Source organism: Larkinella harenae, assembly GCF_054780515.1.
Genome location: NZ_BAAGWE010000001.1, coordinates 690,766 through 703,787, shown reverse-complemented (window position 1 = coordinate 703,787; position 13,022 = coordinate 690,766). Strand labels below are relative to the sequence as shown.

The 13,022-nt window shown below is 49.3% G+C and carries 11 protein-coding genes; 3 read left to right on the top strand and 8 right to left on the bottom strand.

The window, feature by feature from the left end; translation table 11 throughout:
• Positions 1-48: 48 nt before the first annotated feature.
• Positions 49-1,098, top strand: a complete 1,050-nt coding sequence (locus tag ACYVH9_RS02885) for a serine hydrolase domain-containing protein (RefSeq protein WP_460634785.1) — start codon at positions 49-51, stop codon at positions 1,096-1,098.
• A gap of 32 nt (positions 1,099-1,130) precedes the next feature.
• Here the strand turns inward: ACYVH9_RS02885 and ACYVH9_RS02880 are convergent, their stop codons facing one another.
• Positions 1,131-1,934: a glycosyltransferase family 2 protein gene (locus ACYVH9_RS02880; RefSeq protein WP_460634784.1), complete on the bottom strand. Its 804-nt coding sequence runs from the start codon at positions 1,932-1,934 to the stop codon at positions 1,131-1,133.
• A 256-nt stretch (positions 1,935-2,190) separates the two neighbouring features.
• On the opposite strand from ACYVH9_RS02880, the gene ACYVH9_RS02875 reads away from it, so the two are divergent.
• Positions 2,191-3,180: a ribonucleotide-diphosphate reductase subunit beta gene (locus tag ACYVH9_RS02875; protein WP_460634783.1), complete on the top strand. Its 990-nt coding sequence runs from the start codon at positions 2,191-2,193 to the stop codon at positions 3,178-3,180.
• A gap of 151 nt (positions 3,181-3,331) precedes the next feature.
• On the opposite strand, the gene ACYVH9_RS02870 is transcribed toward ACYVH9_RS02875, so the two are convergent.
• The 3 genes from ACYVH9_RS02870 to ACYVH9_RS02860 all read right to left on the bottom strand — a co-directional run bounded on the left by ACYVH9_RS02870 (position 3,332) and on the right by ACYVH9_RS02860 (position 5,795).
• On the bottom strand, positions 3,332-3,790 hold the full coding sequence (locus ACYVH9_RS02870) for a regulatory protein RecX (RefSeq protein WP_460634782.1): 459 nt from the start codon (positions 3,788-3,790) through the stop codon (positions 3,332-3,334).
• A gap of 124 nt (positions 3,791-3,914) precedes the next feature.
• Positions 3,915-4,847 carry an RraA family protein gene (locus ACYVH9_RS02865; RefSeq protein ID WP_460634781.1) on the bottom strand — a complete coding sequence of 311 codons (933 nt, stop codon included), beginning with the start codon at positions 4,845-4,847 and terminating at the stop codon, positions 3,915-3,917.
• Positions 4,848-4,859: 12 nt separating this feature from the next.
• Positions 4,860-5,795 (bottom strand): RraA family protein, encoded by a 936-nt coding sequence (locus tag ACYVH9_RS02860; RefSeq protein WP_460634780.1) that lies wholly within the window; start codon positions 5,793-5,795, stop codon positions 4,860-4,862.
• Positions 5,796-6,083: 288 nt separating this feature from the next.
• On the opposite strand from ACYVH9_RS02860, the gene ACYVH9_RS02855 reads away from it, so the two are divergent.
• The gene (locus ACYVH9_RS02855; RefSeq protein ID WP_460634779.1) at positions 6,084-7,556 is read left to right on the top strand and encodes a mandelate racemase/muconate lactonizing enzyme family protein; all 1,473 of its coding nucleotides are present in this window, start codon (positions 6,084-6,086) and stop codon (positions 7,554-7,556) included.
• A gap of 42 nt (positions 7,557-7,598) precedes the next feature.
• On the opposite strand, the gene ACYVH9_RS02850 is transcribed toward ACYVH9_RS02855, so the two are convergent.
• The 4 genes from ACYVH9_RS02850 to ACYVH9_RS02835 form a co-directional block, all read right to left on the bottom strand.
• Positions 7,599-9,491 (bottom strand): DUF3857 domain-containing transglutaminase family protein, encoded by a 1,893-nt coding sequence (locus ACYVH9_RS02850; RefSeq protein WP_460634778.1) that lies wholly within the window; start codon positions 9,489-9,491, stop codon positions 7,599-7,601.
• A 2-nt stretch (positions 9,492-9,493) separates the two neighbouring features.
• Positions 9,494-11,353 (bottom strand): DUF3857 domain-containing protein, encoded by a 1,860-nt coding sequence (locus tag ACYVH9_RS02845; RefSeq protein WP_460634777.1) that lies wholly within the window; start codon positions 11,351-11,353, stop codon positions 9,494-9,496.
• A 162-nt stretch (positions 11,354-11,515) separates the two neighbouring features.
• Positions 11,516-12,202, bottom strand: coding sequence for a DUF1684 domain-containing protein (locus tag ACYVH9_RS02840; RefSeq protein WP_460634776.1), 687 nt, complete (start codon positions 12,200-12,202; stop codon positions 11,516-11,518).
• Complete coding sequence (locus ACYVH9_RS02835) at positions 12,120-12,572, bottom strand: hypothetical protein (RefSeq protein WP_460634775.1); 453 nt, start codon at positions 12,570-12,572, stop codon at positions 12,120-12,122. The genes ACYVH9_RS02840 and ACYVH9_RS02835 overlap by 83 nt, the downstream gene beginning before the upstream one ends.
• Between the last annotated feature and the right edge of the window lie 450 nt (positions 12,573-13,022).

The window sequence follows — 13,022 nt, the reverse complement described above, 5'->3', positions numbered from 1 at the left end:
TCATTCTCGAAGGTGATTTCTTTGTCCATTGCCAACTAAAATCCAGTCATGAGAACCGCTTTAGTAACCCTTTCTTTGTTGATTACCTTGCTATGCTGTACTTCGCCTGTTGTTCCCCAATCTTCACCGTATGATTTCTCGGCGTTGGACCGTTTTATTACGGAAAATGCCGCCGTTTATCGGGACAGCGTGGTAGTGCTTGTTTCGCAGAATGGGCAAATCATTTACCAACATGAACACAACCTCACTTCCGAGATCAACCGCGTCGTTGCGTCGGCTTCCAAATGGATGTCTGGTGCTGTGATCATGGCGCTGGTGGACGATCGAAAACTGGCGTTAACAGACACGGTCGGCACATACCTTCCTATTTTTTCGAGATACGGGAAAGGTCACATCACCATCCGTCAGTTGTTTTCCCATACCGCTGGCTTTGCAGGCGATTCGCCCGAAAAATTTGAATACCGGCGCGACCTGACTCTGGCGCAGGCCGTTGATTCCCTCGCGGTGCATACCAAACTGACCAGCGTGCCGGGTACGACGTTCAATTATGGAAGCGCCAGCATGCACATTGCCGGACGCATTGCCGAAGTAGTGAGCGGGCGCTCCTGGCAAACCCTCTTCAACGAAAAAATTGCCATTCCCTGCCAGTTAAAAGCTACTTATTTATTAATCAACCACCGGAACCCGCTGATTGCCGGAGGAGTCCGTACCAGTGCCCGCGACTACCTGAACTTTCTGGAAATGATCGTCCACAAAGGCCGGTTCCGCACGACCCGGGTGCTGAGCGAGCAAGCCATTGCCGAACTCTTGAAAGACCAAACCATGCGTGCAACGATTGTCGGAACTCCCTACCCCACCAACCCGCATTCGCCATATCCGGCTACCAAAATCCGCTACGGTATGGGCAACTGGCTGGATGTGGTTGCGCCGGACGGTACGGTTCTCGAAAGCAGCAGCCCGGGCTTGTTTGGCACGCACCCGTGGCAGGATTCGAAGAATCAGGTGGCCGGAATCATTTTTACGCGCACGGTGCCCGGACAAAGCAACACGACCAGCCTTCGAATCCGGGAAATGATTCGGAAAGTGGTTGAGAAGTAGAATTTTATTGGAGAAGCAGATTACAAAGCTGGTTAGGACTGCAAATCCTGACCCGTTTTCTGCTGCAATTCCCGCAGCTTGGCATATTTCACGACGGGGTACATGGCCGAAAACAGCGACCAGACGAATCCGGGATAACCGTTCAGAATATTTTGCTTAAGCAGGTATTCTTTCAGGAACGTGAGCGGAAGACGAAAGATCACCTGCGCAACGGCTCCTTTTTTACCCCGGCTTTGCAAATCGCGAGCTCCTGCAGTGGTATAACGGTTGAATTTCTCAAAATACTCGTGCAGGCTGCCGTAACTGTCGTGCAGCATGTGGTGCGTGAGCCGGCTCACCGAACCGTTCAGGATAACATCTTCATGAACCCGCGCCGAATTATAATTCCCAAACCGTTTGTCGAAAAGCCGGAGGTGCGGCATCTTGTATTCACCCCCGTGCCGCATCAGCCGTCCCAGAAAAACCAGCGAAATTGGCACTTCAAACCCCCGGAACGTTTGCCTTCCGGCTTCCACCTCAGCCAATCGTTGCTGGATTTCGGCCCGGAGTTCGTCCGTCACCACTTCGTCGGCATCCACCACCAGCACCCAGTGATTTCGGGCCTGTTCAACGGCAAATCCTTTCTGCAACCCAAAACCGTCGAAATCGCGGTGAATAACCCGGCACCCCGCTCGCTGGGCAATCGGCAAGGTCTGATCCGTGCTGCCCGAATCGACGATTACAATTTCGTCGCACCATTGCAAAGCATCCAGAACAGCGGGCAGAATGCGGGCGGAGTTCAGCGTAATCATGACGGCACTCACCGCTGGAAAACTGGACACGGGCAATCGGGACATGGCAGGCGAAAAAAGGATGGAAAAAAATACAAATGACTGTTTTTCAATGCAAAAATCAAATTTTAGCAGATTTCTAAGAACTTATTATCTGCCAGAGCCAACAACTGTTTGATAGTTATATAGTTATTTCACAAGCAGTTGATCAACTACTTTCACCGTTCATTTTTTCGGTTGTATTCCTCCCGCAATCCGGTAACTTTGTTAGATTACTTTTTTGGTTAACTGCATATAAATCGTATAAATAAGTCAATAGATCATGACTCAACCTGAAGCACTCGAACCGATATTACAAGAGGATCCGCTCCGGTTTGTTCTGTTCCCCATTCGGCACCACGACATCTGGAAAATGTACAAACAGCACGAAGCTTCGTTCTGGACAGCCGAAGAAATCGACCTCTCGCAGGATCAACGTGACTGGGAAAACCTGAACGATGGCGAACGGCATTTCATTTCCAACGTACTGGCTTTTTTTGCTGCTTCCGATGGCATCGTTAATGAAAACCTGGCGGTTGGTTTTCTGTCGCAGGTGCAGTATGCCGAGGCTAAATGTTTCTACGGTTTCCAGATCATGATGGAGAACATCCACTCGGAAACCTATTCGCTGCTGATCGATACCTACATCAAAAATCCCGTTGAGAAGGACAAGATGCTGCGGGCGGTTGATACCATTCCGTGTGTGAAACGCAAAGCTGACTGGGCCATGCGCTGGATCGAGAACGGTACGTTCGTTGAGCGGCTGCTGGCATTTGCGGCTGTTGAAGGCATTTTCTTCTCCGGTTCGTTTTGTTCCATTTTCTGGCTGAAAAAACGTGGTTTGATGCCCGGTCTTTCGTTCTCAAACGAACTGATTTCGCGCGATGAAGGCCTGCACCGCGACTTTGCCTGTCTGCTTTACACGGAACACATTCAGAATAAATTGCCGGAAGTTGAGGTCTACAACATGATCAAAGACGCCGTCAGTATCGAGCAGGAGTTCGTCAGCGAATCATTGCCGGTATCGCTCATTGGGATGAATGCGGATTTGATGAAACAATACATCGAATTCGTCGCTGATCACCTGCTGGTGTCACTGGGTTTGAAAAAGGTCTACAATTCGACCAACCCGTTCGATTTCATGGATATGATTTCGCTACAGGGCAAAACCAACTTCTTTGAGAAGCGCGTTGGCGAATACCAGAAAGCGGGCGTTATGGGATCGACCAAAGAGAAAGAAGATCAGAAGATTACGTTCGACGCTGATTTTTAAGGCATTACAAATACCTTTTGTAGAATTAGAAGAACCTCCACGGGGCAGCACTCTTTCAATTCTAATGAGAATTAAAGCGTAGCGACCAGCGCAGAAAGACAAATCGGATTTGTCTTTCTGCGCTGGTCGCTACTTTTTTATCCAGCTTGGTTTACTGCTCCTGCCCCAACACCGACCAGATCAGATCACTTTCGTACCCCTTACTCATCGCAAAACGAACGAGTTTCTGTTTCATCACCAACGGATTCTCGCCTTGTAAGCTCCGTTTCTTTTTCTCAAGCAAATCGACCAAGGTTTGCCGGTAATCGTCGGATTCGATTTCTTTCATAGCCTGATCGAGGTTATAGCCGGTGATGCCGCGCTGCTTGAGGTGCTGCTTGATTTTCTGCTTTCCCCAGCGTTTTACCCGGAACTTGCTGCCCGCAAATGTTTTGGCAAACCGTTCTTCATTGAGGTAATTCTGCTCAATCAGCCAGACGATGAGTTCTTCTGCTTCATCGCCGTATACCTCCCACTCACTCAGCCGTTCGCGAACTTCCCGTTGCGTTCGTTCCTGATAGGCGCAGAACGAAGCCGCCCGGCGCAGAATATCCTTTTGTTGATCCGTCATTTCTTAGAAGTGCGATGCTGGAATTGTGGCACGAGATATTTTGTCACAATTCTTTATTCTATCGTTTCTAATTAACAAAAAACGACCGAAGATAGCTCCGGCCGTTGCTGTATTCGAACGGAAATTACCAGGTTCGTTTGCTCATAACTTTGTCCAGTTCAGCCCGGGTCATGGTACCCAGTTCCGGATGCTTGGTGAGCCACTTCAGAAATTCCGTTTTGATTTCGTCGGTCCACTGGCTATCGATCTGCCCGGTGTTATACCGTCCCGATTTAACCATTTCAAAACCAAACTGATCCTTGCGAGTCACAAACTCGCAGGTGGTAACCACCTGCTCGGCCAGGTGAGCCGGAACAAAAAGGACGCCTTCGCGCTGAGCGATCACCAGATCACCCGGCAATACCATTGTGTTGCCCATCCGAATCGGCGAATTAAGACCCATCAGCACCATTTCTTCCAGAAATGAAGGATGAAAATCCCGCACATAAGCGTTGAATCCCTTGATATTTTGCAATTCTTGCAAATCGCGGGCTGAGCCGTTGAACACCACGCCATTACCGGTTTTGCTAAAAATGGCATTGCCCAGGGTAGCGCCCACGAGTGTTCCTCCACCAATTTTACCAAAACCGTCGGCCACGTACACATCCCCTTTCGTCAGGGTTTCGATGGGCCAGGTATTGGTGTTTCCTTTCCGACCTTGCTTATTGATGCCCCGGTCTTTGATGTTTTTCTCCACATCCGGGCGGGTGGGCATAAACATGGCCGTCACGGCCCGTCCAACCACAATCACATCGTCGTGAATGAATTTCCAGCCGCCTTCAAACTGGTTCAAATAGCCTTCATTTTTCAAAACCGTCCAGGCATCATCAATACCGATTTTTTTGGCCCGTTCAATCAAGGCATCCGGTAGCTTAGGGCGCCCGTCGGGAAAGCGTTCGCCTTTCCATTCAGACGTTAAAAATACCAACTCATCTTTCGGAATGGTTTGGGCCAATACAGGGCGGTCGATCAATAAAACGGCTAAAACCGCTACGAGGAAGGCAATTCTGGATTTCATGTAGTAAGTCAATTAATGGCCATCTTTGGCCAGGTACGCTTCAATATCTTTTTGAGTGACAGCTAATTTTTTAGGGTATTTGCCTACCCAGGCTCTAAATTCATCTTTGATTTTATTGGACCAGTCGCCGTGAATTTCACCCGACGGGTATTTTCCCTGTTGGAGCAAAACCCGCTCAAATTCATCGCGCAAAGCCGTCATTTCGGAAGCCGACACGAGTCCTTCGACCAGGTGGGCCGGAATGAAGACGACTCCGTATTCGTTCGCAAACACAACATCGCCCGGAAAAACCGTCACGTCCCCAACACGAATCGGAGCATTGATCGACGTAGGCGTCATGTCCTTGATGTACGACGGATCATGGCCTTTCACCCAGGCGTTGAAGCCTTTGGTGTCTTTCAGCTCCTGCATGTCGCGGATTGAACCGTAAAAAATAACGCCCTTGCCGGTTTTACCGTAAATAGCATTTCCCAAGCTCGACCCGATCAGCGTTCCGTCTTTGATTTTGCCGTATCCATCAGCTACGTATACATCTCCCTTCGTCAGAATATCGATGGGCCAGATGTTGATACCGCCCTTCTGAGAACGGCCCTCGGCCTTACCCGTCTTCCGCACCAGGCTATCCAGATCGGGTCGGGTGGGCATAAACTGAGCCGTTACAACCCGTCCGGTCATGGTTTCGCCGGGCTTGAGAATGATCCAGTTTTTCTCGACCTGATTTCGGTATCCGCGGTTACCCAGATAGCCCCAGACCTGCTCCAGCGTACAATTCTGTAAGCGTTCGAGCACAATGTCGGGCACTTTCGGACGACCATCGGGAAAGCGTTCGCCCTTCCAGTTCGACGTTAGGGCCTTCACATAATCCGGCGATGAACCAATCTGCTGGGCCTGCGCCAGCAAACTTCCCGCAAGGACGATGGCCAACGCTAGTAAACTTTTCTTTAACATTGCTTTATAGGGTAAGGATGATCAATCAACGAAATTATACTCTGCCGAACGCGGGTAAAACCAAAAACAACCGTTTCTATTAGCCAAAAATGATTTGCTTTCCCCTAAAAGGCAACAAAAAAAGCAAAATACTGCTGAAAGCAAACACAGAAAAAAATGGATTTTACAAACCGGAAAGTACACTTTTTGATTAACTTACCCAATAAATAGAATTATAACCAGACATAACTCTCTTTTTCCATCAACTACAATTTCGGCGGGTAGCCAGTTTTTAAATCCAGTTAACCCATGAAAAAAGTTCAACGTTTACTTGAGTTGCTTAAGAAATACCCGGCCCCAACGGCGGCTCTTCCTCAGCCGGAAAGCGCTTCGTCAGGTGTCGACCGACGTAATTTTCTCCGCAATTCGGCCCTGGGCGGCCTATCGCTGGGTCTGATGTTTGACGGAAAGCCGGAACGCGAGATGGAGTTTATTACCCAAAAAGTGAAACGTGATTCGAAACCGTCTGAGCTGAAAATCACTGACATGCGCATTGCGGTTTTGCAGGGCGTTCCGTTTAGCAGTCCCATCATTCGGCTGGATACCAACCAGGGCCTGGTGGGTTGGGGAGAAGTGCGCGACGGTGCCAGTGCTAATTACGCGCTAATGCTGAAAAGCCGTATTCTGGGCAAAAACCCCTGTAATGTCGAGCAGATCTTCAAACAGATCAAGCAATTTGGTGGCCACGGACGGGCGGCCGGTGGCGTTTGCGGGGTCGAAATGGCGCTTTGGGACTTAGCGGGTAAAGCATATAACGTACCGGCCTATCAGTTAATGGGCGGAAAATACCGCGACTATGTCCGGCTTTATGCCGATACGCCGGAAGGCCGCGACTACGATGAATTTGCCAAACACATGGTTCGTCGCCGGGATCAGGGGTACACGTTCCTGAAAATGGACTTCGGCATCGGCATGCTGGCCGACACGCCGGGCATGCTCGTGGGTGCCAAAAACTGGAATGTCAAACAACAGTGGAATGATGCCAAGCCGGGCCTGATGGGCAACTACGCCCAGACCAAACACCCGTTCACCCGGATTCAGGTCACCTCCAAAGGGATTGATGCACTGGCAAAACACGTCGGTAAAGTGCGGGAGATTGTTGGGTATGACACCCCGCTGTCGGCGGACCACTTTGGCCATTTCGACGTCAATACCGCCATTCAGATCGGCAAAGCCATGGAACCGTTCCGGCTGGCCTGGCTTGAAGACCTCGTGCCCTGGTTCTATACCGATCAGTGGAAGCAAATTTCTGACGCCATCGATACACCCACGCTGACAGGTGAGGATATCTTCGCCAAAGAAGAGTTCATCAAACTCATCGATGCCAAGGCCATCGATATGATCCACCCGGATCTGGCCTCGTCGGGCGGTCTGCTCGAAACGAAAAAAATCGGCGATTATGCCGAGGAAGCGGGTATTCCAATGGCGATGCACTTTGCGGGCTCGCCAATCTGTATGATGGCCAATATCCACTGCGCAGCCGCTACGGAAAACTTTGTGGCCCTCGAACACCACGGCGTGGACGTGGAAGGCTGGGAAGATATCGTGACCGGTATTAAACCGATTGTTGAAAAAGGTTTCGCGAAAGTGCCCGATAAACCGGGTCTGGGCGTTGAGCTGAACGAAGAAGTTGCCAAAAAATTCCTCAAGAAAGGCGGCACCTGGTTTGCTCCAACCGACACCTGGAACACCCGGGATTCCTCCGACCGCGACTGGAGCTAGTTTCTTGAAAAAGCCCCGGCAAAACGTTTTGCCGGGGCTTTTTTATTTCAGCAGAATTTGCATCCGGTCGGCTTTCGCAATCTTTCTGCGAAAGTCAATGTAGGCGGCATACATTTCCGGTTTATAAAAACCGCCTTCCACAACAAGTCTTCGAATATATATAACGGTATTCCCTTGCACTTGTACCGACGCCTGATAGTTTCCAAAGGGAGTCGCGATCTGAACCGGTTCAAACACGTGTTCGACGCCAAGTCCGGCCGGCAATTCACAGACTACAGTGTCGACATCCAAATACCCGGCAGGCAATCGCAGCTCTGCCGTTCGGGAATCCAACTGCAACGGAAGGGCCTGAGCGGGCGACAGTTGATTCGGCGTAAAAAAAAGACGATTTCCGCTGCGTGTTGCACAGTTCGGCAATTGAACCGTCAGCTTTTCAACAACAGTTGGCACCTTATTTTTTCGTTCCTGAAAGACAAAAGAGGAAATCGAAAAATTAGGAATCCGGAATTGCCCATAAAGCCATTGTTGCTGTTCATTGGTGTTTTTACGCATCACGGATTCGACGGTTTCGGCCTGGATGCCCGTGTAGACGGTTTGCACATCAGCAGTCGCGCTTCCCGACGTTGTAAGCCGTACCCTCACCAAACGGTTCTGCTGGTTATCTCCTGAACGATAAATGGGAGTTTGAACCAATTTACCGCCTTCGGGCGTCAGCAGCAGCGCATGCCGATTGCCCGTAAAGCTCCCAACATAACCCGCCGGAGCGTGCGGGTTGGTGCACTCCAGCCAAACGGTATCTTTTGCCAGGGGAACACACAGAATCATGTGATTAAACCCCGACATGGGGAAATCCGGGAGTACATCCCCCACCCTTCGGCCAGCCGATACCACGGCCCAATAAGACGGAATGCCTACCGCTTTCAACAGCGCATGGGTATAATTAGACAGCGCTTTACAATCTCCATAGCCTTTCTCGGCCACCACCGCAGCCGGAAAAGTTTGCCAGCCCCCAATGCCCAGCTGAATACTTACGTAGCGCGTATGCTGTTGCATAAACCCGTATACCTTCTCGATTTTTTTCTGCACATCCGTTTCACCGGCAACGAGTTCCAGCACCTGCCTCCGAAGCGATTCCGGCAATTGGTCACGACCCGCGTTCAACTGATAAAGAAAACGTCCCAACTCCTGCCAGGTAGGCATACTACCCCGACGCCCTTCCAGCTCAAACTCTTCCGGCGCAGTGAGAACACCGGGTCCCAGGGTAGAAAAATAAGGCGCATACGGTTCTTTTTCGTGCGGCTTTTTCTGCTTCAATTGCCAGGTATAAGACTGACTTACTGCATCGTCGACCCGCGTGGGCTCCGAGAGCTGATTCAGCGTTTTATACCGTAACCGCTGCCCCGTTGGTAAAACCACCCGAAAAATTCCCGATTCCAGCGCTAGCTTCTCATCATCCAATGGAAACCAGGCCGGATACGACATCGTATTACTGGTCGTTGTTTCGTAGCGAAACTCAACCGTAAACGGATAATCAGCATAGGTAAATTCAGCTTCTTTGACCCGGCTATCTTCAAATAAAGACACATCACTGATGGCATTCAGGTCTTTGATTTCACTGCGTTTCAGCCGCCGAATGACTTTGCCTTCCGCATTGTAGAGGATTCCTTCAATGCTGGTTACTTTCGAACGTTTGTTGTAAGGCACACTCAACTTGGCGTACGATTGCCCTTCTTTGTTCAAAATTGTAACGGCATAATGGACGGATTCGGTGGCTTCCGCTACGGTTTTGACCTGAAACGTATGTTCCTGGAGCCGCATAACCACCTTGGCGCCCACCGATAGCTCTGCCGGAATGGCCGCCACAGAAAAAGGTTCTGCCGCCCGAGCCACCAGGTTAACAAACCCCAAAATCGCCAGACTGATGAGCCGTTTCATCTTCATTCTGCTTTTTTCAGGACAATTTGTTCAACATGCTTGGCAACAACCTGGTTGTAGAACTCCCGCAGCGAGCCGTATTCTTCCGGACTAAAGATAGCCTTCTGGAAGACCAATCGGCTGATTACCTGCAACTGTCCTTCTTTTGCTTGCGTCATAAAGGTAAAGCGGGCCGCTTTGCCTGGCATAACCAATGCTACGTCTTTGGGAGCTTCGTCGACGGTATAGCCTTTAGGCAAGGTATAGCTGGCAACGTATGACTTTTCAATGGGCACGCCCATATCGACCGGAAAACGTCTTTCTGGTGATTTGAACGGATTTTGCATCATGCTGGCAATGGGCAGCGGCCGCAGAAACAAGCGGTTATCGATTCGGCTGACAGCATCCGAAATCACCACCTTTCCTTTGATGGTCAACGGCACATCGCTGGAGTCCGCATTTTGTATTTCCAGGTTGTTCCATTGCCAGTCGGGGTTGTGGCTTACAAACGCCTGGCGAAACTTGGCGGGACCCACTTCCCGGATTGCGCGACGGCTGTCGACAGCCGCATAGCCCGTGTGACTAATTGAGATCGTGCCGTCCATCTGCCCGTCTTTGGTCATTGTAAAAACAAACTGCCCAATTTCCTTGCGTTTTTCAACAGCCGAAAGGGGCACCCAGCGAGGTCGGCGATTGTGAACAAGCCTGCCATCACCGTTTAGGCAGCGCTCGGTCAAGACCCCCACCCTGAACCCCGGCTCGCAAACATCCAGCAGTAGGTCTTTTCCTCCCCAGGTCACCAAGGCGATTACGTAGTCGAATCGGGAGAGTAGTGGATAGTCTTTACTGACGGTACCGTTCTGCTTCGTACTCAGAATAACCGGATGCGCTTCCAGCCCCATCTCCCGCAGCAAGCTCACCATCATCAGATTCAGGTCGGCAGTATTACCGGTTTTGGCCTCGAAAGCACTCTTGAGGCTGCTTTTTGCGAAAACGCCCCGTTGCCGGTTCCAGGTCATGGCTCCTCGAATAAATTGATAAGCTGCCGTCACCCGTTGCAATGTATCGGTGGACTGCTTCTGGAGAGCAACCGCAATTTCTTTCAAAAAACCGCTTCGATTGATCGCCTGGCCAAACTGCCCATCGCCCAACAAAAACTTATCGAGATCCTCCCATTTTCTGGCGAAGTTCTGGGGGCCAATCTGATTCGGAAGGCTGGTTCGAATCAGCTCAAACCAAACTTTAGCGCGGTAATTATCGGGCGTCGTCATGAAATCCTCCTGCCGCAAGGCCACCAGATTTTTCATTGCCCAGCGGTAGTGAATATCGCTGCCGACTTGCTGCTTTTCATCGGCAACCAGCGATTCATAACCCTGAAACAAAATGCGGTATTCAAACCCTGGCATCAGGTACAGATCATACTGACTCCAGCGCACGGGAATGGCGCGCTGAAAATCCCATTCGCGTAGTTCAAACACAAAATCGGAAGCGAGCGTATAGCGGAATTCAATGATTGACCCTTCACGAACGTTCGGCAATGTAAACCGCTTGATGTACAGTTTATCCGAACGGTGTTCTTCGAAGATAGCATCTTTGGCCAGCCGATCTGTTTTTAGCAATCCATCAGGGGAAATGTTGTGCGTAATCCCTTCAACATTGCTTACATCCTCTTGCAGATCAGCGCGAACCCGGTGAAAAGGAATCGTCACCGTGGCCCGGTCAAAAGCACTTTTCTTCAGAATTTTGATTTGGACATGACGTTCGTAGTAAACATAATACCCCCGGGTGTCATTTTTAGTGATTGTCGTCTTCCCAATGTCTGACAAAACGACGGCTTCTGCGGAGGAATCGGCCGAAAAAACCGTCATCCTCAAATCTTCCATCTTTACCTGACCAAAGGTAACATTTTGAGAAAAAGCACAATAGGAGATCAGCCAGCAAACTACACCGAGCCCGCAATCCTTGAATCGAAATGAAAACATGCTAGTATGATAGGGACAGATAAATTACCCTTCGAAACTACACATTCCCTTTTTATCAAGCAACTACTGCGTTTTCTGGTAGTTTTTTTCCCCGCTCTCAATGCGGACCGCCAAGTGGTTTTCTTTCGGCGGAATAGGACAGGCGTACCCATCGCTGTAAGCACAGTAGGGGTTATACGCTTTGTTAAAATCCAGTACGACCTTCCCATCTTTTATGTCACCAACCCGTACGTCCATATAGCGCCCTCCACCGTACGTTTCTTTTCCGTTGGTTGCGTCTTTGAAGGGCAGAAACAGGTAATCGCGGTACTGAGGAAGTTGGGCGAGTTGAAGACTTCGATAAAGGGCAAGCTGGTACGGTTTGCCCTGCAAATGAAAGGTCAGCACGGCGTACTTGACGTACGGTTTTTTCTTACCGTCGTAGGTAGGCAGCTCAAAGGGTTCAGCATTCGTGGTGCGCTGCACCGTCGCTTCGAGCCGAAACGTTGAATCGGGGTTGAAGAAACGCAGGCGTGGCAAATCTTCTTTTTTGAGCGGACTCTTCGGTGATTTTAGAAATTCAGCTTTGTATTCCTCCCGATGAGCCGCAATCTGATCGGCATACTTGGTTTGGGAAAAGCCGGATAGGCTTACCAGAAGGGCAAACACTATTCCGGCCATTCGGGCTTTATTCGTCAGAATCATCGGATGCGCCAGTACGGGGCGTTTGCTGATCCGATACCAGTTCAAATCCGGAGATATCGTCGCCAAAATCATACGGTTTGATGGTAAAAGTATATTCCTGATCCTGAAAATTAAGACCAATTTTCTGAAATACACCTTTTAGTGGGATCGAATAACCGCGGCCCGTCTTAGCCAATTCAAAGGCCTCATTATCACCTTGTTCAGTAGGCATTAAATACAATGCTTTTACACCTTTCCGACGGTTAACCGTTCCTACTTTGTAAAAAGGTTTGGTCGGATCAATGTTCAGCCCTTCCATTAATTTTTGCGGAAAAGCCAGCCGTCCGGTTTTCGTAACTGCGGTGGTGAAAGTTGTCTCTTTAGGAGTTACTTTGGGTGCTTCATCCGTATTATCTGCCGGAGAGAAAAAACGGATTTTGTTTGGTTTCACTTTCATTGGGTGTGTAAATAATGTTGTTGTGCAAAACTATATAATTCTGTTTAAAATATTTATTTTTTTGGCTTAACGGCGTATAAAAAGTTTCATTATCCGTATTATTTCAGGTGATTACAAATGTTGCTTTGAACATCGATTTCTGCGTTTTCCCAAGAATATCAAAAAGTCTTCTTTACTAAATCTAACTTACCCCTAATTAATTCCAGTAAAATACTTGCTCAGTTGCTGATGAATCAGAAGTCAAATTGAGCGAAACTTTTGCAATCGGATACGGTCTCAGAATCGGTTATCGTTTACACACTCCTTACATTAAAAATGATTTCTGTTCGTTTGTACGGATCTCAGCCACTGGATCGCCCATTAAATAAACAATTGTTCACCTGAAACGTTGCCAGATTTATCCGCTGCATTTTAGAATGCCCAAACGTATAAACTGCCGTTCAAGAAATT